Source organism: Pseudoalteromonas rubra (assembly GCF_004212645.1).
Taxonomy (GTDB): Bacteria; Pseudomonadota; Gammaproteobacteria; order Enterobacterales; family Alteromonadaceae; genus Pseudoalteromonas; species Pseudoalteromonas rubra_G.
Genome location: NZ_PPUZ01000061.1, coordinates 1 through 23,395, shown reverse-complemented (window position 1 = coordinate 23,395; position 23,395 = coordinate 1). Strand labels below are relative to the sequence as shown.

The window sequence follows — 23,395 nt, the reverse complement described above, 5'->3', positions numbered from 1 at the left end:
CATATTTGCTCCGTCAAATTGACCAGGTATTAAGTGAAATTGGTATTATTTTTCCGGAGCATTTATGACTTCCTTATTCCATTTCTATGGTACCTACCTGGCCGGGCTCGCATTAAATATTGAGCCCAGAAGTGCACGTCTGCTGGCAAAGTATGTTGGCCAGGGTGTATTGCAGCAAGCGCCGCAGACGAGATTAAACTGGCACAGCGACTGTACACCTGTTTATCCCATTCATACCGGGTGTTCTGACAGTGATATCAATAACCTGGGCCCTTTTCATTGTAAACTGGCCTTTACCCATTTACCGGCTTTTGGTGAGCACAAAGAGGCCGTGGCCCTGTCAGCCAATTGCTCTGATGGTCCTGCTCTAATCAAGCGGCCAGCTACGCAGCTGAGCAAGTCTCAATTAACTAGGGTGCCTGAGTTATTAACCTGCCAGCCCGACAGCCGGTTTGCTCGCACTATGCTCAATGATGTGATTTTTAAAGCGCGTTATCACCACAAGGTACAATTGATGTCTGAAGCTTTATTCGGCTGTCGGCTTTATGTGTACCAAAATACCTGGCCGTTAGAGCACTGGCAGGCATTATGCCAGTGCTGGCTTGCGACTTGCTACGCGCTGCATTGCTGGCAACGTGGTCAACCGCTCAAGCTCAGTGGCAGCGACTGGCAAATGCAGAAAAATGCACGTGTACAATACATTTACCGCAGGCTATGCGCGCTATACCCAAAGATGATAAAGACGCCAAACAGTGTAAGTCGAGAGCGTTTATGGGTGTCATTACTTAGTGATTACACGCATCCTGAGCTGTTCGAAAGTGACAGCAAATCGCCGCGCGATATGGCCTTTTTAGAGCAGGCGCGGCTGCTTGGCCGGATCACCAAAGCAGGCCGCATTCAGGCTACCTATGAATTTAAACAATCGCACTGGTATAAGTTCAATCTGGCTGCCAGTTACCATTGCAACTGGTTTGCGCAGCAGCTATTCGAACGAGGTTTTACTCAGTTCGATACACGTCAATGCCTGGGCTTTGAGTTAGTTTGAAAATAGCCCAGGTCGACCTATTTCGACCTGGGTTTTGTTAAGGCTGTGGGTGTTCTGACAGGGCGTTTTGTTGCACATCGGGTTTAGGCAGGACCACTGAGATAATGGCACAGGAGCTGTGTACTATGGCCAGCACCCGAAATGGTGCCACTATGGGGTCTATGACAACGAATAGCACCAGTACGGCATCAAGGGGCAGCCCAAGCGGCCCGGAAACCAGAGTCAGCATAGTGAGCATAGAAACCCCCGAAGAGCCTGCCGTAGCCGTGCCCGCCAGCACGGAGCCTATGATGATCACGGCTACCGTCAGCAATCCGATATCCAGATTATATATTTGCACCACAAACACGGTTGCCAGCGCAAAGTAGAGTGTCGGGCCTATCCTACATAGGTTAAACGTCAGGGGCACCAGCAGGTCGACCTTTTGCTTTTGATAACCAAATTTGTCGGTCAGTGCATTCAGGGCTGAAGGCAGGCTGGCCATTGAATTGGCCGTACCCAGCGAGACCGTAATCGGCTCTTTAAGCGCGGATAGGGAGTACCAGAAAGTACCGGTACGATGCCACAGTACCAGACACATCAACACAAACCAGCCAATGAAAGTCAGGATCACGACGGGAATAAACTTGATCATCGCTAAGATGGCATCAGAGCCAATTTGCGACAAGGTGGCCGCAAGCAAACCACATAACCCAAACGGAAACACGTACATCAGCCACTGAACCAGTTTACTGAAGGCGGAATAAATCGCCTCAAACGAGGTACAAATATGCTCTGCTACTGAGTGTTTGATAGTGCCGATGGCAAACCCAAATAAAATGGCAAAAAACAAAACTTTAATGGTATAGCCATTGGCCAGTGCAGAAAAAATATTGGACGGCACCAGGGTGAAAAAGAACGCCTGTAACAGCGAGCTGTCTTTCGGCGGCTGATAAGGGGCATTGAGGTCGACGGCCAAATCCACGGCAGATAAATCCTGGATCACATTACCTATGGCATCCAGTGAGGCCGTATCCAGGTGACTGCCCGGGTTAAACATCATTCCAAAGAAAGTCCCTGTCGCACTGGCGGCAAAAATTCCCCCCAGAAAGACCCAGCTCAGGCGGCTGACAAAGCGCTGGCTGTCTGGCTGATTGAGCAAACGGCCAATACTCAGGGCAATGGCCGTAAGCAAAATCGGCAGCACACACATGGTCAGCATATCAAGGTAAAACTGGCCGAGCGGCGATACCACTTTGATCAGCTGTGGCTCGTTCAGGCCAATATGGATACCTGCCGCAGCGCCGATGAAAATCGCCCAGTTACTTTTCAGGTGATGCAGATAAGAGATAAACTTATTCATGATAGCTCCGTTAATAGCGGTGGATCTGATTGATGACGTCGTCATAGTTGAACAACACCTTGTCGGCATTCAGCTCCAGAGACAGGTTATCGAGGTAGGACTCAAGCAGCGCGCGTAAAAAATGGCCATTGGGGGGCAGTGCAATGCCTTTTGGGTCGTAGTCTTTTTCCAGCACCACAGTCAGCAAAGACATGGCATTGTTTTTATTGTCGACTATCACTTTTTTAATCTCGGCCTCGTCGCGAAAAGCGGCGATCACCTCTTGTGCTTTAAGAGCCTGGATTGCTTCTTGCCAGTTAGGATAAGGAACCAGCGTCATTTGGCTAAAACGCTGTCTGGCATAACCCACGTAGGAAGAGTTACCAATCACCGCCAACTTGCCTTGCAGTGTCTGGATGGTTTCTATTTTACTGCGATTATTGAGTTGCTGTTGCAGCAGTATTCGGTTGACCAAGAGTCCTTTTCGCAGCCGAATATAAGGGCGGGTAAACAACACCCGACTGGCTCTGTCAAAAGTAATGCTGAGCTTACAGATAGCCAGGTCGGCCTTGTCCTCTGCAACCATGTCGATGGCCTGATTCAGGGTTTTGGCACTGCGGTCAAAAATGAGGTTAACCCCCAGCTTGTCGGCAAACCCACGGATCAGTTCTACATCCACTCCTGTCAGGGTACCTTGTGCATCATGGTAGTAAAACGGCGGCGTATCTTTGTGATACATTGCGACGCGCAAAGTGCCGCGATTTAAGATTTTGGAAAGCGCCGGGGCTTGCGCCACACTGGGAATTTGCGCTGCGAAGGTACTGAATGTGAATACACAGCAAAGCAGACAAATTAAATAAAAAGGCAGAGTTTTCATAATCGCATCCTTAAAAACGATATTTAGTGGAAAGCTGTAACCGGCGCAGCCAGTGGCTTTGTTCATTGGTCATTTCGCGACGGACAACGGCGTACTCAAACCCGATGTACATGGCGGGTGTCAGCTGGTGAATGGTATTGACGTGCAGCGACGTAAACCGGTAAGACAGAGGGCTGCCGGGGGAGAGCGGCTGGGGTTGCTCAATACGCACCGCCCCCAGACTCAGATTACTGCGCCACTGCGAGTCAAAGCGATACTGATAGGCCAGATAGCCACCCACACTTTTGAGTAACTGCAGTCCATCCGCACTCAGGTAGGCGGCATAATTATTGGCCTCCTGGGTGTAGCGGCCTAATCCACGACCGAACCCCAGGTAGCCTTTCAATGTGGCGCTTGCCCCGACTGCAAGCTTGCCTGAAAGGCCCAGGCCAAACGCATTTTGGTTGTCTGGCTGAGGTGATGAGGCAGCGTGTTCCAGTTTGAGCTGGCGATACACCGATTGCACAGAGACATGGCCCGAGCTTAACGCCAGGCGAGCCCGCGCAGTTATATCAAATACGGGATCTATGCTGTGGTAGCTGGACTGTGGCGTCAGTTTGGACTGCTGATAATCCGTTTGTGGATTTTCTGCTGCCACACTGAACTGCCAGTCTGCATGGCGACGGATATAACGGAGCTGACCTTGCCGGAGCATGGCCTGACCACTCTCATTAGCAAAATCAAGCGTTTCGGGGAAGCTCTGGACATCCACAAAATTTGACCAGTTCTGACCAAACTGCCAGTTATTGAAGCTAATGTAGGCAAGCCTGAGACGCGGCTTTGCTCCATTGGCAATTTTCTCGCTGCCAGCGCTGGAGTAAGAGCCTTCGGCAAAAAAGTCTAACTCCACCACGCCGCTGAGTTTGGGGTGTTGGGGACTTTGCCAGCTGGCCCTAAGTCTGGATTCTCTCGCATGAACTCGTACTGTGTTACCGGGCGCATTTTGCCCCAGCGTGGCATAATCGATCCTATCGCCACTGTGCCCGGACAGGTCATACAGGGTATCGACCTTAATGTAGCCCGACAGCGTCAGCTCAGGTGGAGAGGCGCTTGCGGCGGTACTGAGCAGCGCTGAACTCAGTGCAAACAGAGATGGTTTTTTCACAGCTTTTTCCTTCTTTTATATAATTAACAGGAGCTTAGCGTTGGGCCAGATAAAGCGCTGAGGGAAAGAGCTGAAATAGTCGGGCAAATTCAGGCAGTGTGTTAACCCGATATTTTTACACTGTTTGAATAGTGCTGAGGGAAAGTGCATAGCCCGGGCTGTCGTTAGTATGCTTAAACAGACTCAGTGACAGCCCAACAAGGCGTGTATTTGTTATGAATAAAGCATGTTGCCATCAAACTTGGTTGTATACCGTTTTTAATAGACGCTTTTTATATTCACGGGGTGAGACCTGGGTATAGCGACGAAAAATCTTTTCAAAGTGACTGAGATCGCCAAATCCCACATCCATACACAAGTCAGTGATCCGCAGATTGGGGTTTTCCTCAAGCATACGGCAAGCATGTCGTATTCTCAGTTCAGCAAGGATTTGCTTAAAACTTCTGTTAAGCGAGCGCTTAAACAGGTAGGACAAATGAGAGGCGCTGACATAGGCGTTGGCGGCCAGTGTACTCAGCGACACGTCTTGCTGCCAGTGGGTACTAATATAGCTAAGGGCTTTTTGTAAGCTGGGATGAAACTTTGAAAACATACCGAGCTCCTCGTCCATTAAGGCCTGAATGTAGTTTGTTGTTATCTGTTCGGCGCGAAGCGGATTATTGGTAACAATGTTTGGACACAATGCCTGGATATGGCAAGTGTCAATTTCGGGCTTGGGGGCACAAGTAAGCAACCTGAGTACGGTTTTTTCCAGTTCCTGTGTGTTGTCTGGCCAGTCGTAATTGTGCAGCATCGCGCGCGCAGCTTCACTGAAGCGTTGCTCCCGATACAGTCGGTGACGCTTAGTAAATAAATCTACCAGCGGCAATATATCATCGCGACGTTCGCGCAACGGTGGCAGCACCATTGAAAAGAAGTTGAGCTTTTGCCACAGGGAAGCAATAAACTGTCCCTGCGTCACACGTAGTTTGATGTCCTCGTTGCTGGCAGTGATCAGTCGCACCTGGCTTAAGTTAATTGTCGAGCGAATCGTGTTGTGATGACTGCGGGTGGTCAGCATGTCACATAACAGGCCCTGCTGAACCTGGCTCAGGCTTTCCAGATTATTAAGAAAGACACAGCCACGCGTCAGCTGGCCAGCGATATAATGCAGTTTTTCAGAAAATTGCTGATCATCCAGACCGGCACAATCGATCTCATAGAAAGGATAGGGGCTCGATGGACCACTAAAGTGTAACTTACAGGCCACATCCAGTACTTCGCTGCCTGGCTCTGCACGAATAAACACCGGGCAATGGCTTTCGGCAATGCGCTCAATGGTTTTTTCCAATGCCATAATGGACTCACTATACCCCATCAGGGTAATTGCATGGCCAAGATGGTGATGTGACAGGGACTGGACAGAATTACGTCTGACCAATACCGCAAGCTGGCTGGTGATTTGTGACAGCTGGGTTTGATTGGGCGGCGTATCCTGGCTTTTAAGCAGGTTCAGAGCGCCAATTTTCTTCCTTTGATAGACAATAGGAAAGCTGTGCTCAACCGTTTTAGCGAAGCGGTTATCCTGATTAAAATAAATATGTGTCCTGGCCGGATTATCGAAGTCGCTGACTTCCAGCTGCACTTGTTTCAGTAATTGTGGTGACAGGCGGCTGTTCAGATAGCGGGTAAGTGATCTGGTAAGTGGTGCATGTTGTTCGAATGGCGATACATGGCGTGTAACTGGGTGGTTTAACTCGTTCATCGTTGACTCCAAAGCAATAGCAACTTTGTCTGTCCAAACTCCTTTTTAAGCAATAAGCCTGCCTATTCAGTGACTTATTACCCGGCTGTATGGCAGCAAACAAGGTTTTTTAGTGGGTTGATGAGTACAAGTTAAGGAATCTAACGGGGATTCAATCGGGGTAAACTACGAAGTATTAGTTACGCATTATTACATTGGGGTTAATTTTTATTAAATTTAATGGTGTTTGTGTGTTGGATTTAACGTTCTTACACTGATGTATGTACCTTGATTGGTTTGATAGCTTGGCACGCCATGGCGGGTTTGATAGGGTATAACGAAAATAAAACCTAAAAAAGGAACTGTTAGAATGGCTGGCATTATCGACCTGGCAGCGCTGCTAAAAACCATGGAGCCTGTATTACATGACACCGAGTATGTTTTTTGTTCTGTATCGGGGGATCTGGAGGAATATGTACCACTTAATCCCATCGCTACTTTTCAGGAGCACGAAGGCCTGACCCTGATAGTCACTAAAGCAGCTGCACAGCAGTATGGCCTTGAGTATGAAGGACCATTTAACCAGATAACCCTGAGTGTGCATTCCAGCCTGGATGCCGTCGGTCTGACCGCTGCCGTAGCGCGGTGCCTGACAGAGCAGGGGATCAGCGCCAATGTGGTTGCCGCTTTTTATCACGATCATATTTTTGTTCAGACCAGCGATGCACAGGCTGCCCACAGCGCGCTGACCCAACTGGCCGCATCCAGTTAATTGATACTACGGGGTTACTTCAATATCGTTTGGCACTAAAAACGGCTATACCTGAAGTAATCTCGCTCTTGTGCGCCGTTAAGCGGCCTTTCATCGTATTTTACGACGCCGCTTATGCTGTACTTGGTGTTTCCCCCTGTCAGACTTGCCGCTTCTTTGTCACTCAGGCAAATTCCCCGCTCGGCACATTGCGCCCGGGTATGCATTTTTCCGGTGGTATCACTATTTGGTGCCAAGTCAGCAGGGTAGCTATGGTTCAGTAATGGCCCGGTACTGTTTGCTATTTGCGTCAGTAAGTAAGTGCGTCCGGTTTGTTGTGCAGCCTGACCAAACTGATATTTTAATCCCAGCAGTAGTGCGTCAAAATCATGAGGTGAAATGGTTGTCAGACTCTGAAACTGCGTGCTGCCACTGACGGCTTGGGTTTCCAGTTGCGCATAGTAAGACGCTGCATCCAAGTTCAACCCATCCAGCTCATAGTGTTGCAAAAAATCGATCACACTCTGACAGAATAGCTGACAGCCATTAATGTCCTGGCTGAGATAGCGCCAGCCGTTATCATCGGGTGACAGGCTGAGCAACAACCGGGCGCCGGGGTAGTTAGTGCGAGTTGCATCCAGGTGCGCCGCAAACGCAGCAGCGCCGCCAGCTGCGACAAGTTGGGCACCATCCAGACCTGCTGGTCTCACTTGTGCACCATTGATATAGATGGCTTGCTCGCGGCTTTCTCGTTGATTCTCTGTCTCTGTTGGGCATGTCTTGTGTTCAAAAGTCATGGTAATAACTTAATCATTCACTTATCTGGGACAATACTATGGCGAAAAGCGCCGAGCAGGACCATTACACCAGTATTACACTCTATTACACACGCTGGTGATGTGCATTTTGTTGTGGTAAAAGTAATAATAATTCGCGGATTTTATTGGTGTTTTTTAAAAGCACCGGGTAAGCTCGTGGTGCGCAACGACCTTTAAGGAATGACTTAAGATGAAAAACAAAGACATGAGTGTTGAGCTCAACACTAAGACCTTTTTATTTGAACTTAACCCCAAAAGTAATGAAGAGGCATGGGAGCTGAAGTACTTCGATGCCGATTGTGGAAAGTACAAAAAAGTGGCGAGTAATGAGCCGCTTGATATTCCATTTGTGCTGGACAAGCTTGAGGGGATCTCTGACAAAGCGTATCGAGCGCTGATCTCCAGACAACAGGCTGTTATTATCGTTGAGATGAAGGATAAGAAACATGCAGACTGGCGCTTTTGGCAAAATGGTATTTCTCTGACGAGTGAGCAGGATGAGCAAGATTACACGCTTAATGCACAAGTTCAAAACCAGGGTAAAACACTGGTGCTGACTATCAATAATGTACTGAGCAATGCGGCCTTGTGTGAAGGAGAGTTTGACCGGATAGATTTTAGGTTCGTTGCTGTTAAATTGAACGAATCAGCAGGCCAGCTAAACGAGATTTTCTATTCTCAGGATCCGCGCGTCGGCGTGCGAAGAAACAAACCCGCATAAAAAAATGAGTGCCCTATGTATTAGGGCGCGTTTTGCAAACCCGGCTTTCTTGTGTCAATAGTGCCAGAAAGCCTGGGTTGTTACATAACGTTTTAAACCAGGGCAGATCAAACCAAATTGTGCCGTACCCCACTGCCAGTGCTGCCTTGGCATGAACGATTGCAGATGTTTGTTCATTGGCCAGCGCATAGACCAAAGCGGCTGTGAAAGCGTATTCACTGTTATCTGGCGAGCGCTTGATAGCTTGGTTTAATGTGGCAATGGCTTGCTCAAACTGGCCTAGCTGGGCATAGGCTTGTGCTTTGTCGAGTAGCTCGTATATCGAGCCATCTGTACTCAACTGGATAACGCGTTGGTAATGTCTGGTCGCTTTGACCGTATTACCATTGAGCTTCTCTATGTCTGCAAGGTTGAGTAAAAAGAGGGTGTTATTCTCGGCATCAGGCAGGGATCTGGCGACTTCTAAAGCCGCACCATACTGTTGATCAAGCATCAGAGTCAACGCCAGCATATTCAAGTCCATGGGCTGGGGATTGTTCTGGACAACAACTCGATATCGCGCGATCGCTTTATCCAATTGTCCCTGAACCATAAAAATATCCGCAAGCAGCTGATTGGCAAGATAGTCATTGGGTGTGAGCTGTATAATGTTATTCAATAATGAGGTGGCACGCTCAAGCTGACTGTTTAGGTACAGATCATTGGCAAGGTTAAACATTACGTCTGTGTTGTTGCGCAAGGAGAGTGCTTTTTCAAGGTGTGCAATGGACTGATCGAGCGCGCCAAGCTTTTTCGATTTTCGGGCTAAAATGATCTGTGCATCATATTCACTCAAAGACCTGGCGATGGCCTGCTCGTAGTGTACATCAAACGCCTGCATATTATTTTTTTCGAGTGACAAGAGCATCATTTCTCTATGAAAGAGCACACTTTGTTTAAAGCTCATTGGCGCGCCATCGAGCTTTGAGCTTAACTGAGCCAAAATTGCATCGTCTTTATTTTGATGATAAATGTTCAGTCCCACATCAACCAATAGCCCGTAGGCAGCAGAGAGTGACGGGGCTCTGCTAAGGAGGTCTTCTAGCTTATTGAGGTTGTCGCTGGTATAAGCGCCATTGGTATTGACGTCTTCATAAATTGCGAGATAATCCAAATATTCCTTTTGATTTATCTCCCATCGTTGCACTTTTTTCGGTGTGACTTCCCCAAACAGTTTGGCGGTATGTTGTTGTGCAGTATAAAAGTTATTCAGGTGGGTGCTGGCGGGCATAGGCCAGGATATTTGTTGCTGAACTGTCCATTTATCGCCAGAAAGCCGGCTAAAAGTGACTTCACAACTGAGCGCACTGCAATCCAGTTCACTGGCTATGATATCGGTAGCGCCTGTGATGGCTGCCACATCTTTGGGCGCTGTGAAACTCTGATGGTTATATATTACCAGCTCGAGTCCTTCATTTTGTAGGATATATTGTCTGATGGCCTGATTGATTGTAGCGCTCACAACGCCTGATGTTTTGTGTATCGCCGGACTGCTATTTTGTGGTTTTAGCACGGCCACATAACGCGTTTTTTCGGTAGGTTGCGAGGTGGTAAGTGCCAGTAAAAAAGCGACAAAAGTAAAGCAGATAACACCAAATAAAACCAACCGAGTGAGGCTGTGGTTTTTGTACCAGGCCGGGTTTGTAGTGTTTTCTTCTTGTTCTTGCGCAGCGGGCAGTGGCATGGTCTCCTGTTCCATAATCGCATTTTGTGTCAAGGCAATCAGGATTTGTTCCAGGCGTCTGGCAACTTGTCTTGCATCTGCCGGGCGCTCTTGTACCTGTGCTGATAATAATTGATTCAGTAATACACAAAGTGGCTCAGGCAGGGCAGGTAGTATTGCTTTGGCATCGTCATACTCACCATTTAATATACGCTCGCGCAATTGAACCTTGCCAAAAGGATGACGTCCGCTTATCAGTTCATAGGCCAGAATACCAAATGCAAACAGATCGGATTGCGGGGTGAGCGTTTCACCACGCAATTGTTCGGGCGAGGTGGCCCTTATGCTACCGCGACTCTGATGCAACGTCTGGGTGTGCGCTTCGTCTTTCGTCTGGTTAATTCGTGCAATGCCAAAGTCAGTGATTTTTACCTGAAGATTGGCATCAAGCAGGATATTGGCAGGTTTGAGATCGCAGTGAATAACGCCACACTGGTGAGCAGCTGCCACGCCATTGGCCACCTGGATCAGCAGTGTGAGCTTTTGTTCAAGGCTGAGTAGTTGAGTTTTCTGGTGATAAAACAGCGTACTGCCATCAACGTACTCCATGATCAGGTAGACCTGTGAGGGGGTCGTGATTATATCGTAAAGTTGAACGATATGCGTGTGGTTTAACCTGGCCAGGATCTGAGCTTCGCCAAGGGCGACAGAGATATTGTCCTTTGTGTTATGCACCTTTAAGCGTTTAATTGCGACCAGACGATTCAGCCGGGTGTCTTGTGCCAGCAGCACTTCGCCCATGCCTCCTTCCCCTAACACTTTCTTAACATGATAGTGTGCTGGTAAGTCTGCCTGCTGAGTGATAGAAGTGCAATCCTCAGGCTGTGTTGAGGGTGAAGATTGGTGCGATTTATCCATGTTACTTTTTGTCTATTACCTTACGGGTGCTATCGCCTTAAGCGCGTTTGCGGTGTCGGAAAAATGGCCTTAAAAAAGAACCACATGTACCGAATTGTCATAGTAACGTTTAAGCAAATTAAATACCAGCTTATCAGATTAATCGCTCTCAGCAGATTGTTTTGAATATAACAATATTGTGGTGTAATGCCGTGAAATCGGCGTTTTTAAAAAACGGTGTTACGATTAATAAGGAACAGATCTCAAGGTCGGGCCCAGTTGTGACACTGACAGCCTGCCTGAGCCGTTATCGAGGAGCGACTATGGCCACGCTAAAACATAAACAGCAATCTAAGTATTTATATCTAAAGTCTTTTCATCGTTTTGGGCGACTTAAGCATTCTGTGGACAGCTGCTTTGATGAGCTGGCTATTTCCCGGATCCATGCCGTGATAGAGTGGCAACAAGGTTATTGGTATTTACGCGATCTGAGCCGCAATGGAACCTGGCTAAACGACGCAAGAGTGCCTTACAATCAGGACATTGCATTAAACGTGAATGATGAAATTCGCTTTTCTGAGTCAAGTTGTCATAGCTTCAGTGTCACTGACCTGGCGCCACCAGAAGATTTACTGGTGCCCTACAGCCATGATGAGCTTGTTGACGGTCAAACACCGGTGATCCCGCTTGAAAACTATCATTTATTACCCAGCGAGTCAGATCCTGAGTTAATCGTGTACTTTAATAATGCAGAGCAAACCTGGTGCTATGAGGAAGTTGGGTCGGAGCATCCGGTGAGTATTACCGATGGCGAGCAACTGCGTTTTGCTCAGCAGGTATGGAGTTTGATCCAGACGCGGGCAAGTCAACAGGAATGCACAGCAGAAGTCACAGATACAGATCCCGGCGATCTGGAATACCATTTTACACTGAGCCAGGATGAGGAATATGCTGAGTTACAGGTAAAACAGGCTCAGGAAAAAGTCGATTTTGAAACCCGGACACACCATTACCTGACCGCACTATTGGCCAGATATAAAATAAAAGATATGCAACATCAGGTGGATGATGCCTCACAAGGTTGGGTCTCGGTGAAACAACTGTCCCGTGATTTGGGGCTGACGGAGAGCCACATTAATATCCAGATCCACCGCGCACGCAAACAGTTTGTTGACCGGATGAAAGACAAGTCAATGGCTGAATCTCTTATTGAACGTAAACGCGGCAGGGTGCGCTTTGGTGGCAGGCATTTCAGTATTGTTAAAGGCCAGCAGCTAGAAGCGTCTACTTTGTACCAACAAAGTGATGAACTGCTGGTGAGTTGATAGCAGCTAGCTGGTGCATGTTACTTTGCAATATCTCCAAGCCCGATAAATGGTCGGGCTTAGTTTTAAATAAGACCTTAAGGGCGCAGCCCCAGACCCAGCAAAAGTGCGCAATAAGGTTTTGGCCTTTTATCACTTTGTCTAGCTCATCCAGTGTGACATGGTAACGCCATTGCTGCAGCGCATCTATGCCTGCCTGGTCAAAAATGCCCTTGGGCGTCGATTCTGAGACAGCAATGTTGCGTGGCTGATAGCGCTTCTTTTTGCATTCATCCCGAACGGTTTGCTGACCCCCCAAACTCTGCAATAAGATTGAAAACCGTTTACTTAAAAAGCGTTGCCTGTTGCCGGGTTGACCCGGCTTTGGCGACAATAATATAAATAACGAGCAGGACGATTATGCAGAGAATTTTGGGATTATTTTTGAGCTTGTGCACGATAAGCACTCCCGCTATGGCCGAGGAATATGCGCAGGGCCGTCAGATATCGGCGTTGCCGGACGTATTGTCATTCAGAGAGCGCGTTCAGCCTATCAATGACATGGTGACAGATCGCTTGGATAACTTACTTCCTGAGCTGATGCGCGAGGCGGACCTGGATATGTGGCTGGTCATCAACCGCGAATATGGCGAAGATAAGCTGTTTTATACCCTGGTGCCGCAGCCCACGTTTGCAGCGCGCCGGACCACTTTACTGGTGTTTTCAAAACAAGCGGATGGCAGCGTTGAGCGCTTTAGTGTGAGCCGTTATCCCATTGGCGAGTTGTACCCGACTGTATGGGAAGGGGGCACAAAGGCGCAACAGTGGCAGCGTCTGGCTGAGGTGATTGCCGAGCGTGACCCGAAACGCATTGGGATTAATGTGAGTGAAGACTGGGCACTGGCCGATGGCCTAAGCGTTGGACTACATAAGCAACTGTTGAAGGTATTGCCGGGCAAATATCAGGAGCGCCTGGTGAGCGCCGAAAAACTGGTGATCCGTTGGCTGGAAACGCGCAGCCAAAAAGAGCTTAATGTTTACCCGCAGGCGGTGACGCTGGCGCGTCGGGTAATTGCAGAAGCATTCTCCAATAAGGTGATCACACCAGGCGTAACCACCACCAAAGACGTTGAATGGTATTTACGCGAACGCTTTGAAGAATTACAGCTCAGACCCTGGTTCCAGCCGTATGTGAATATTCAACGTCAGGGCGACAAAACCAGTAAAGACGATGTGTTTATTGGTGAATACAATCGCACAATTTTACCCGGAGACATTATCCACACCGATGTGGGTATTTGTTATCTGAATCAGTGCACGGATACACAGGAAATGGGCTACGTTCTAAAGCTACATGAAACCGATGTACCAGCGGGCCTGAAACAGGCTATGGCCACCGGCAATCGCTGGCAGGATATCTTAACCAGTAACTTTAAATCAGGGTTAACGGGCAATGAGATCCTGGCCAATACCATTAAACAAAGTAAAGCGGCAGGGATTGTCAGCAGTACTTATACCCATCCGCTCGGCTTTGTTGGCCATGCGCCTGGGCCAACCATTGGCATGTGGGACAATCAGGGGCCGACACCGATACAGGGAGACTGGAAACTGCATCCAAACACGGTTTATGCCATTGAAGGAAACATTAAAACGCAACTACCTGAGTGGGACAACCAGTGGATCCAAATTAAGCTGGAACAAGATGCGGTATTCGATGGTAAGCAAGTCTGGTATCTGGCAGGGCGTCAGACACAGTGGCATGTAATTAGATAGAGCTTTAATGAGTTGAAAAAGCCCGCATTTGCGGGCTTTATTATTAGCTTAGAAGTTAAACGACACCTTACCGTATACAAAGCGGCCATCTGTGCTGTAAGCAGAGAACGCTGAGTAAGGGAAGATCTGGTTAAAGTTACTGAAACCAATGTTGCTGACGGTATCCTGAGGGTACTGATCAAACAGATTATTCGCGCCAAGGGCAACACGCCATTGCGCGTTCACCTTGTAAGCCACTTCCAGATCTGTGATCCATTTGGCTGCCAGTACTTCGTCTTTTTCAACCGTACTGGAAGGATCGGTTACTTCACCGTAACGAGTGGCTTTGACCATAACCTGCCACTGTTCACGTTGCCAGTTAGCCACCAGGTTCCATTTGTTATCCGGTGTACCCGACTCAAAGCGCTCAATTTCACGACGGGCAAAGTACTGGTAGCTTTCGCCAAGCGCAGTCAGCTCAGCCGGGTTGGCTTTGACATTTGTTACCTCGGTATCGTTGAGGTTCAGGGCTGCACTGAGGTTTAGGTCGCCATAGTCCGCCAAGTCAAAGCGATAGGTTGCAACAATGTCTACACCCTGAGTGCGCGAGTCGATGGCGTTGGTAAAGTAACGTACACGCTGTACGTTAAACTCGCCTGCCTGTTGCAGGATCTGCTCAACCGCGTCGCCGCTGAGGTTTTCAGACATCACAATGCGGTCGTCAATATCAATGCGATACGCATCCAGTGTCAGGCTGAAAGCGTCTTGTGTATAAATGAATCCGGCTGTCAGGTTAACAGACTCTTCGGCTTCCAGTGGCTTGGCACCCAGTGCCGCAGCCGCAGGGGTATCAACCGGATACAGACCAACTTCATTTGGCACACCGTCTTCAAATACGGTGGCAATAGACTTATATGAAGTCTGTGCCAGAGAGGGCGCGCGGAAGCCTGTGCTGAGCGCACCACGCAGCGACAGCTGGTCGTTCACTACATAGCGGGTTGCAAGCTTACCGGTCAGGGTTGAACCAAAGTCGCTGTAATCTTCATAGCGGGCCGCCAGTACCAGGTTCCAGTCGGTGGTCAGGTAAGTATCGAACTCGGCAAACAAGGCGATGTTATGGCGTGACTCATCCACCGCACTTTCCGGCGAGAATCCAGCCAGCACCTGTGCGCCACCTGCGGCAACCGGCTGGCCGTTTGCATCCAATACAGTCTGATAAGACGCCAGTTCGCCCGCCTGAATTTCATAAGTCTCGCGGCGGTATTCACTGCCAAGGGTGACAAATACGCTGTCGTACAGCCCTAAGTCCAGTTCCGTTTTAGCCTCTGCATTGACCAGCAACTGACTGTACACCAGTGCGCCGTTGTCGAACTCAGTCGGGCTGCTCGCACCCATGGAGGTATTCAGGCTGTTCGATACGCCAAAGCCAAAATCGTTCAGGCCATAATTGGTGCTGACATCGTACTGCCAGTCACCGGCATCCCCTTTGGCACCCACAGCAAAGCTGTAGTCGCGCACTTCTGTGTCTATTTGCGGTAAAAAGCCATCCGGGTAAACGTCAAGGATATTACGGCCATCCTGAGGACGACGGAAGAAACCGCCCGAGTTACCATCGCGGCTTGAGAAGCTGCCGAATGAGTACAAGTCCAAATCTGAGTTCAGTGCATAGCCTGCGTTATAAAACAGCGCAAAGTCTTCAATGTCGGCCTTACCAAATCTATGGTTATAACGCTCTGCGGTAAACTCACGAGGATCCAGTCTGCCGTTTTCATCACGGGCATACTGCTCGCGCTCATCAATGCCTGAGCGGTTGGTCGGTTGTTTGTTACGCAGCTCAGCAGCCACATTAATAAAACCCTTGTCGCCAAGCTCAAAGCCGATATTGCCGCTGACTGTGGTGGTGCCGCCATCGTTCAGTTCGCGATCTGCGCCTTTGTCAAATGCCAGATTACCCTCGGCATCTTCATAGGTGCGCAGCAGTTGTGCAGAGCCGGCCATTTGCGTGTCGTACTCACCATAAGTGACCGACAGGTTGCCGCCTTCATCGGCATCGTTCAGCACAATGTTGATCACACCAGCAATGGCGTCTGAGCCGTATTGTGCCGCAGCGCCGTCACGCAATACTTCGATACGCTTGATAGCAGCGGTTGGAATGGTGTTCAGGTCAACGGCTGTGGAGCCACGACCAACCGTGCCATTCAGGTTCAGCAGGGCACTGGCGTGGCGGCGCTTACCATTGATAAGCACTAAAGTATGATCGGGCGCCAGTCCGCGCAATACTGCCGGGCGTGCGTGATCGGTGCCGTCGGCCAGCTGCGAGTTCGGAAAGTTGAAGCTTGGTACCAGCGTTGTCAAAACCTGGCTGAGTTCAAGCTGGCCTGAGCTGGTGATTTCATCCAGGCTGATAACATCGACCGGTACCGTGCTTTCAGCAACGCTGCGCAGGCTGCGTCGGGTACCTGTGATTTCAATCACTTCTGTGGTGTTACTGGCCTCAGGTGCCTGGCTTTGTTCTGCGCTAGTGTGAAACGAAGCGGCGGCGCCCAGCACCAAGCTGATGCTGGCTGCCAGAGTACTCGGTCTTAACATGGTCATTCCTGATTATATGTTGATTTCTGTACGGGCTTTTTTGTCTGGCCCACGAAAAGGATGGCAATACTAAAGGTGGATAATTCTATGGGAAATTCGAATTCGTTATAAATTATAACAGCTCAAATTTTTATGTTTATTTAGTAACATTGTATTAAATGCCAGTCAAAAGATTACAAAGTATCAATCACTGTCGGGCTTACTGGCTTAGTCACCGCGTCTCTGTTACTGTGGATCAAAATTTTATTGCTCAATCAATTGCTTTGCTGCTTTGGATAAATAAATTTTGTTAGTCTATTGTTTAAGAGCAAGGTATAAAGCGCTTTTTTAAGGAGCACAAAAATGTCGACTTTAATACAGGTTGGATGGCGCGAATGGCTGTCTTTGCCTGAGCTGGGTATAAACAGGATCAAAGCTAAGGTTGATACCGGCGCGCGAACCTCTTGTTTACATGCCTTCAAAGTAGAAGAGTTTGAAAAAGAAGGCGCATCCTGGGTGCGTTTTTGGATGCATCCGAAACAAAAAGACACCGACTATGAAGTGGTCTGTGAAGCGCCGGTGCTGGACGTGCGCACGGTAACAGACTCGGGCGGCCATCAGGAATCTCGCTATGTGATCCAATCGACATTGCACATTGGTACCGAGAGCTGGCCCATTGAAATCACGCTGACTAACCGGGATAACATGAAATTTAGAATGTTACTGGGGCGTACAGCAATGGAGGGGCGGATCTGTGTAGACCCCGCAGCCTCGTATTTGACTAAAAAAAGAATTGAAGCAAGGAATTAAAATGAAAATCGCCATTCTATCCCGGAATAAAAACCTGTACTCGACCCGTCGTTTGATAGAAGCGGCAAAGGAGCGCGGCCATGAGCCTGTGGTGCTGGATGTGCTGCGCTGCTACATGAACATCAACTCCAATGAGCCGGAAATTCATTTCAAAGGCGAAAAGGTGATAGATGTAGATGCTGTGGTGCCGCGAATTGGTGCCTCGGTCACGTTTTATGGCTGTGCCGTGTTACGCCAGTTTGAAATGATGGGCATTTATCCGTTAAACGAGTCGGTGGCCATTACCCGCTCGCGCGATAAGCTGCGTTCATTACAGCTGTTATCCCGTAAAGGCGTTGGCATGCCCATCACCGGGTTTGCCAATAAGCCCGATGATGTCAAAGACTTGCTGGAAATGGTCGGCGGTGCGCCTGTGGTGATCAAACTGCTTGAGGGCACTCAGGGCATTGGCGTGGTGCTGGCAGAAACACGTAAAGCAGCAGAAAGTGTAATTGAAGCCTTTATGGGCCTGAAAGCCAACATTATGGTGCAGGAGTACATTAAAGAAGCCGGCGGCGCGGATATTCGCTGCTTTGTGATTGGGGATAAGGTAATAGCCGCCATGAAACGTCAGGCGCAGGAAGGTGAGTTTCGCTCTAACCTGCACCGCGGCGGCAGTGCCAGCCTGATCCGAATTACCCCGGAAGAGCGCAAAACCGCCATCGCCGCAGCTAAGGCAATGGGCCTGAATGTAGCCGGTGTTGACCTGCTGCGCTCAGAGCGTGGGCCTCTGGTGATGGAAGTAAACTCGTCGCCGGGCCTTGAAGGCATAGAAAAAGCAACCGGAAAGGACATTGCCGGTATGATCATTGAGTTTATGGAAAAGAATGCAGCCAGTAAGAGGACCGCAACGCGTGGCAAAGGCTAAAAAAAACCAGGTATTTACACTACTAAATACACCAATTGAGGTGGCTGAGCGCAAAACCCTGTCGCTGGAGGTGGCCAAGCTCTATACCCATTCACCTTTAACCATTCCTATTGAAGTGGTCAATGGCGCAGAGGCAGGCCCAGTGGTGATGGTTTGCGCCGCCATTCATGGTGATGAGCTGAATGGCGTAGAGATAGTGCGCCAGCTTTTAGCGAAAGTTGATCCAAAAGCGTTGCGAGGAACTCTGATTGCTGTGCCGGTAGTGAATGTATTTGGTTTTATTCATAAGTCACGCTACTTGCCAGACAGGCGAGATCTGAACCGCTGTTTTCCGGGTTCAGAGCGGGGCTCGTTGGCTGCGCGTGTTGCCAATGTGTTCTTTAAACGGGTTGCCAGCAAATGTACGCATATCATTGATTTACATACAGGTGCTATCCATCGCTCAAACTTGCCCCAGATCCGGGCCAATCTGAAGTGCGAAGCAACCGCAGACATTGCCAAAGCGTTTGGCACACCAGTGGTGATTGACGCAACGCTGCGCAACGGATCTTTACGCAGTGAAGCCAGTAACCTGGGGATCCCCGTTATCACCTACGAAGCGGGTGAGGCGCTGCGCTTTGATCCATTGGGTATTGCCGCCGGACTAAAGGGCGTTGAAAACGTACTCAGACGGCTGAAGGTACTCAAAGGTCGGCGTGCTAAAAAGGTGCCAGAGCCGGTGATTGCCGATTCCACCAGCTGGGTGCGCGCCCATACAGACGGCATAGTCCGTGCGATGGTGGGCCTGGGAGAGCGGGTCAATAAAGAGCAGGTGCTGGGCTATATCAGTAACCCGCTGGGTGGCAATGAAGTGGCTATCCAGGCACCACGCAGTGGCATTATTATCGGTCAGCAGTCTTTGCCTTTGGTCAATGAAGGCGATGCAGTGTTTCATATTGCCTACTTTGCTCATGCTAACACCATAGTGGAGCAACAACTGGGTGAGTTCATCGACGAATTGGATTTAGAAGAGCAGCCGGTCGACACTGAACTCAACAACTGATCCACCGCAGCGGGTCTAGGGCGTTCACCACGCCCAGCCTGCTGTTTGTATTTGGCTGGTACAAGCCGCCAAGTTGGCTGTATTTTGTTCATCTTTTTCATCTCAAAAGTTAACACTTTCAACCTGAGTTTAAAGCCTTTCCCCTGAGGCTAAATTGCACCGGAATTTTCCCCCTTCCTGACGCGGCCCTATGTGGTTAAATTGGCGTAAAAATTGAGCGAAAACAGGCTTTTTTCGTTAAAAGATTACGTGCAAGGGCAAAGTAGGGTAGAATGGGTCGGTTCTATCTACACGTATTACTGCCTGACGAGGTTTATATGAGTTTGTATAATGAGTACATGGAAGAAATCCAAACCCGTAAAACGGAACTTGGATTGAGTCCAAAACCAATCGATAGCGCTGACTTGCTATCTGAAATTATTGCCCAAATCAAAGACACAGGGCATGAGCACCGTGAAGATTCACTGAACTTCTTCATCTACAACACGCTTCCGGGCACAACCAGCGCTGCTGGTGTGAAAGCACAATTCCTAAAAGAAATTATCCTGGGCGAAGAGACTGTAGCTGAAATCACGGCTGACTTTGCATTCGAACTGCTTTCGCACATGAAAGGCGGTCCTTCTATCGCGGTACTACTTGACCTTGCGCTGGGCAACGACGAAGCCATTGCTAAGCAAGCGGCAGACGTATTGAAAACCCAGGTTTTCCTGTACGATGAAGACACGTCACGTTTAGAAGAAGCATTCAAAGCGGGCAATGCCGTTGCAAAAGACATCTTAGAAAGCTACGCGAACGCGGAATTCTTTACTAAGCTGCCTGATATTCCAGAAAAAATTGAAGTAGTTACTTATATTGCCGGTGAAGGTGATATTTCAACTGACCTGCTTTCTCCGGGTAACCAGGCACACTCACGTGCCGACCGTGAACTACACGGTAAATGTATGATAACCCCAGAAGCACAGCAAGAGATTGTTGAGCTAAAGAAGAAGCACCCAAATGCAAAAGTGATGCTGATTGCTGAAAAAGGCACTATGGGTGTAGGTTCATCTCGTATGTCTGGTGTGAACAACGTGGCACTTTGGGCTGGTACCCAGGCAAGCCCTTACGTTCCATTCATCAACATTGCACCGGTTGTAGCGGGTACTAACGGTATCGCGCCAATCTTCCTGACGACTGTTGATGTAACCGGTGGTATTGGTCTTGACCTGAAAAACTGGGTGAAGAAAACCGACGAAAACGGCAAAGTGGTTACCGATGCAAATGGCGACCCGGTACTGGAAGAAGCATACTCTGTTGCGACTGGCACACTGCTGACTATCGACACCAAAGCGAAGAAACTATACAACGGCGACAAAGAGCTGGTTGACGTATCATCTTCATTCACACCACAAAAAGTGGAGTTCATGAAGGCGGGTGGTTCTTACGCGGTAGTATTCGGTAAAAAACTTCAGACGTTTGCAGCTGAAACTTTAGGTGTTGAAGCACCAGAAGTATATGCGCCTTCTAAAGAAGTATCGCATGAAGGCCAGGGCCTGACTGCGGTTGAGAAAATCTTTAACCGTAACGCAATCGGTGTTGCGTCTGAGACGCCGCTGCACGCAGGTTCAAACGTACGTGTTAAAGTAAACATCGTTGGTTCTCAGGATACAACGGGCCCAATGACTGCGCAGGAACTGGAAGCCATGGCTGCTTCTACGATTTCTCCGCTGGTTGATGGTGCGTATCAGTCTGGCTGTCACACTGCGTCTGTTTGGGATGCAAAAGCACAGGCAAACATTCCTAAGCTGATGGCGTTCATGAACAAGTTCGGTCTGATCACAGCACGTGATCCGAAAGGCATTTACCACTCAATGACCGACGTAATCCACAAAGTACTGAACGACATTACTGTGGATGACCGCGCAATCATCATCGGTGGTGACTCGCACACGCGTATGTCTAAAGGTGTCGCATTCGGTGCCGACTCAGGTACTGTGGCGCTGGCCCTGGCGACCGGTGAATCTGCAATGCCAATTCCAGAGTCTGTGAAGGTAACCTTCAAAGGCGCAATGGCGAAGCACATGGACTTCCGTGATGTGGTACACGCTACTCAGGCACAAATGCTGAAGCAATTTGGCGGTGAAAACGTATTCCAGGGCCGTATCATCGAAGTACACATTGGTACGCTTATGGCTGACCAGGCGTTCACTTTCACTGACTGGACTGCAGAGATGAAAGCGAAAGCGTCAATCTGTATCTCTAACGACGAAACGCTGATCAAGTCAATTGAGCTGGCGAAGAGCCGTATCCAGATCATGATCAACAAGGGCATGGACAACGAAGCGAAAACGCTTCAGGGTCTGATTGACCTTGCAGACAAGCGTATCGAAGGTATTAAATCTGGTAAAGAGCCAGCACTGGCACCAGATGACAACGCTAAGTACTACGCTGAAGTTGTGGTTAACCTGGACGAAATCGTTGAGCCAATGATTGCCGACCCGGATGTAAACAACGAAGACGTATCAAGACGCTACACGCATGACGTGATCCGTCCTGTGTCTTTCTACGACGGTAAGCCAGTTGACCTGGGCTTTGTTGGTTCTTGTATGGTTCACAAAGGCGACATGCAGATCATCGCTCAGATGCTACGCAACCTTGAGAAGCAAAACGGCTCAATCGAGTTCAAAGCACCACTGGTTGTTGCGCCACCAACATACAACATTGTTGATGAGCTAAAAGCAGAAGGTGACTGGGAAGTACTGGCTAAGTACGCAGGCTTTGAGTTTGACGATGAAAATCCGAAGACGGCTGCACGTACTAAGTACGAAAACATCCTGTATCTTGAGCGTCCTGGATGTAACCTGTGTATGGGTAACCAGGAAAAAGCAGAACCGGGCGACACAGTAATCGCAACTTCTACGCGCCTGTTCCAGGGCCGTGTTGTAGCGGATTCAGCCGAGAAGAAAGGTGAATCACTACTTGGCTCTACGCCACTGGTAGTACTTTCAACGATTCTGGGTCGTTTCCCAACAATGGACGAGTACCAAGCTGCTGTTGAAGGCATCGACCTGACTGCGTTCACCCCACTTGAAGAAGAACTGACAACTAAGTTCGGTTCAGAGCAAGCGGTACCAGTTAAAGTACTTTAATCTTCATAGATTAAAAGACTGAAAAAAGCGCGTTTTTACGCGCTTTTTTGTTGGGTGGAGATTGGGGGTTGTTTCTAAGTATTGTTCGCTTGTACAGGTATAAGTGAATGTGGTTGTTTATTAGGTTAAGTTTCTTGTTTTGTTTGCGTTTTTAAGTTTCGCTATGAACGAGGCTCGGCTTTAGCCCTTAACAGAGCCGTTTTGGCTTGAACGATGGGAATAAAGGTGGTAGGTTATTGTTCTATTTATGAATAAATTAATTTAGTTGTGGATCTGTACGGTTTTTGGAACTGGGTTTAAGCGGTGTTCACGCTAATAAGCTGTCAGTTTTATATCGAGTATTTATGCAACTTCCTAGTATACCAACAGATAATTTATATAAGTTTTTATCTATCTCAGGCATTTGGATATTTTTAATCTTCTTGTTCATCCCTCAATATCTTCTACATATAACATATGAAAAAGTGAGGGAGATTAAAATTGAGTCATCTATTATATTTCTTGAATTAGAGGAAATTGAAGAACAGCAAGGAGCTCTTAAAGACTTGATAGCCGCCGAAGAAAATAAAATGAATAATAATGAAAAGGCTAAAACGGATCATCTTGAAGCCAAACTTACTGATATTATCAAGTTCACAAAAGATCTTCAAATTGCTCGCATAAAACATGAGGCTAAAACTGAAGAAATTAAATATTATTATTCTAAACTAATAAAGTTAGACGCGATCCAAAGTTATGGAGTATTTGGTGGGGTGTTTATTTCTTTATTAGGCTTTATTCTTTGGTATTTTATGATTCAACGAGTTGATGATAAGCAAAGACTGAAAGAATTAGAAAAATAAAACTAACAAGAGACTATGGCGTGGCCTTGTTGATCAAATCCTG

The 23,395-nt window shown here is 48.4% G+C and carries 18 protein-coding genes; 10 read left to right on the top strand and 8 right to left on the bottom strand.

Going from position 1 to position 23,395, the window contains the following annotated elements; translation table 11 throughout:
• The first annotated feature begins 64 nt into the window (after window positions 1-64).
• Window positions 65-1,045 carry a hypothetical protein gene (locus C3B51_RS19245; RefSeq protein ID WP_130246083.1) on the top strand — a complete coding sequence of 327 codons (981 nt, stop codon included), beginning with the start codon at window positions 65-67 and terminating at the stop codon, window positions 1,043-1,045.
• 37 nt (window positions 1,046-1,082) lie between these two features.
• Here C3B51_RS19245 and C3B51_RS19240 read toward each other — a convergent pair whose 3' ends face one another.
• From C3B51_RS19240 to C3B51_RS19225, 4 genes are all read right to left on the bottom strand, one after another.
• Window positions 1,083-2,387, bottom strand: coding sequence for a dicarboxylate/amino acid:cation symporter (locus C3B51_RS19240; RefSeq protein ID WP_165389201.1), 1,305 nt, complete (start codon window positions 2,385-2,387; stop codon window positions 1,083-1,085).
• 10 nt (window positions 2,388-2,397) lie between these two features.
• Window positions 2,398-3,243, bottom strand: a complete 846-nt coding sequence (locus C3B51_RS19235; protein ID WP_165389200.1) for a substrate-binding periplasmic protein — start codon at window positions 3,241-3,243, stop codon at window positions 2,398-2,400.
• Window positions 3,244-3,253: 10 nt separating this feature from the next.
• Window positions 3,254-4,387 carry a DcaP family trimeric outer membrane transporter gene (locus C3B51_RS19230; RefSeq protein WP_130246080.1) on the bottom strand — a complete coding sequence of 378 codons (1,134 nt, stop codon included), beginning with the start codon at window positions 4,385-4,387 and terminating at the stop codon, window positions 3,254-3,256.
• 235 nt (window positions 4,388-4,622) lie between these two features.
• Window positions 4,623-6,131 carry a helix-turn-helix domain-containing protein gene (locus tag C3B51_RS19225; protein ID WP_130246079.1) on the bottom strand — a complete coding sequence of 503 codons (1,509 nt, stop codon included), beginning with the start codon at window positions 6,129-6,131 and terminating at the stop codon, window positions 4,623-4,625.
• A 349-nt stretch (window positions 6,132-6,480) separates the two neighbouring features.
• Here C3B51_RS19225 and C3B51_RS19220 point away from each other — a divergent pair, with 349 nt between their 5' ends.
• Complete coding sequence (locus C3B51_RS19220) at window positions 6,481-6,882, top strand: ACT domain-containing protein (RefSeq protein ID WP_125717650.1); 402 nt, start codon at window positions 6,481-6,483, stop codon at window positions 6,880-6,882.
• A gap of 35 nt (window positions 6,883-6,917) precedes the next feature.
• Here C3B51_RS19220 and C3B51_RS19215 read toward each other — a convergent pair whose 3' ends face one another.
• The gene (locus C3B51_RS19215; RefSeq protein WP_125717649.1) at window positions 6,918-7,658 is read right to left on the bottom strand and encodes a hypothetical protein; all 741 of its coding nucleotides are present in this window, start codon (window positions 7,656-7,658) and stop codon (window positions 6,918-6,920) included.
• Window positions 7,659-7,869: 211 nt separating this feature from the next.
• On the opposite strand from C3B51_RS19215, the gene C3B51_RS19210 reads away from it, so the two are divergent.
• Complete coding sequence (locus C3B51_RS19210) at window positions 7,870-8,400, top strand: hypothetical protein (RefSeq protein ID WP_130246078.1); 531 nt, start codon at window positions 7,870-7,872, stop codon at window positions 8,398-8,400.
• A 13-nt stretch (window positions 8,401-8,413) separates the two neighbouring features.
• Here the strand turns inward: C3B51_RS19210 and C3B51_RS19205 are convergent, their stop codons facing one another.
• Window positions 8,414-11,020: a serine/threonine-protein kinase gene (locus tag C3B51_RS19205; RefSeq protein ID WP_130246077.1), complete on the bottom strand. Its 2,607-nt coding sequence runs from the start codon at window positions 11,018-11,020 to the stop codon at window positions 8,414-8,416.
• Window positions 11,021-11,322: 302 nt separating this feature from the next.
• On the opposite strand from C3B51_RS19205, the gene C3B51_RS19200 reads away from it, so the two are divergent.
• Window positions 11,323-12,324 carry an FHA domain-containing protein gene (locus C3B51_RS19200; protein WP_125717646.1) on the top strand — a complete coding sequence of 334 codons (1,002 nt, stop codon included), beginning with the start codon at window positions 11,323-11,325 and terminating at the stop codon, window positions 12,322-12,324.
• Here the strand turns inward: C3B51_RS19200 and C3B51_RS19195 are convergent.
• Window positions 12,284-12,631 (bottom strand): hypothetical protein, encoded by a 348-nt coding sequence (locus C3B51_RS19195; protein ID WP_130246076.1) that lies wholly within the window; start codon window positions 12,629-12,631, stop codon window positions 12,284-12,286. The genes C3B51_RS19200 and C3B51_RS19195 overlap by 41 nt on opposite strands.
• Window positions 12,632-12,777: 146 nt before the next feature.
• Here C3B51_RS19195 and C3B51_RS19190 point away from each other — a divergent pair, with 146 nt between their 5' ends.
• Window positions 12,778-14,076: a M24 family metallopeptidase gene (locus C3B51_RS19190; protein WP_240701931.1), complete on the top strand. Its 1,299-nt coding sequence runs from the start codon at window positions 12,778-12,780 to the stop codon at window positions 14,074-14,076.
• A gap of 48 nt (window positions 14,077-14,124) precedes the next feature.
• Here the strand turns inward: C3B51_RS19190 and C3B51_RS19185 are convergent, their stop codons facing one another.
• Window positions 14,125-16,644 carry a TonB-dependent receptor plug domain-containing protein gene (locus C3B51_RS19185; RefSeq protein ID WP_430929848.1) on the bottom strand — a complete coding sequence of 840 codons (2,520 nt, stop codon included), beginning with the start codon at window positions 16,642-16,644 and terminating at the stop codon, window positions 14,125-14,127.
• Between the two features lie 342 nt (window positions 16,645-16,986).
• Between C3B51_RS19185 and C3B51_RS19180 the strand changes: the two genes are divergently transcribed.
• From C3B51_RS19180 to C3B51_RS19160, 5 genes are all read left to right on the top strand, one after another.
• Window positions 16,987-17,433 carry an ATP-dependent zinc protease family protein gene (locus tag C3B51_RS19180; RefSeq protein WP_125717643.1) on the top strand — a complete coding sequence of 149 codons (447 nt, stop codon included), beginning with the start codon at window positions 16,987-16,989 and terminating at the stop codon, window positions 17,431-17,433.
• A gap of 1 nt (window position 17,434) precedes the next feature.
• The gene (gene rimK, locus C3B51_RS19175; RefSeq protein ID WP_125717642.1) at window positions 17,435-18,340 is read left to right on the top strand and encodes a 30S ribosomal protein S6--L-glutamate ligase; all 906 of its coding nucleotides are present in this window, start codon (window positions 17,435-17,437) and stop codon (window positions 18,338-18,340) included.
• The gene (locus C3B51_RS19170) at window positions 18,327-19,382 is read left to right on the top strand and encodes a succinylglutamate desuccinylase/aspartoacylase family protein (RefSeq protein WP_125717641.1); all 1,056 of its coding nucleotides are present in this window, start codon (window positions 18,327-18,329) and stop codon (window positions 19,380-19,382) included. Before rimK ends, C3B51_RS19170 begins: the two co-directional genes overlap by 14 nt.
• Before the next feature lie 317 nt (window positions 19,383-19,699).
• Window positions 19,700-22,510: a bifunctional aconitate hydratase 2/2-methylisocitrate dehydratase gene (locus C3B51_RS19165; RefSeq protein ID WP_130246073.1), complete on the top strand. Its 2,811-nt coding sequence runs from the start codon at window positions 19,700-19,702 to the stop codon at window positions 22,508-22,510.
• A 344-nt stretch (window positions 22,511-22,854) separates the two neighbouring features.
• Complete coding sequence (locus C3B51_RS19160; RefSeq protein WP_130246072.1) at window positions 22,855-23,352, top strand: hypothetical protein; 498 nt, start codon at window positions 22,855-22,857, stop codon at window positions 23,350-23,352.
• Window positions 23,353-23,395: the final 43 nt, after the last annotated feature.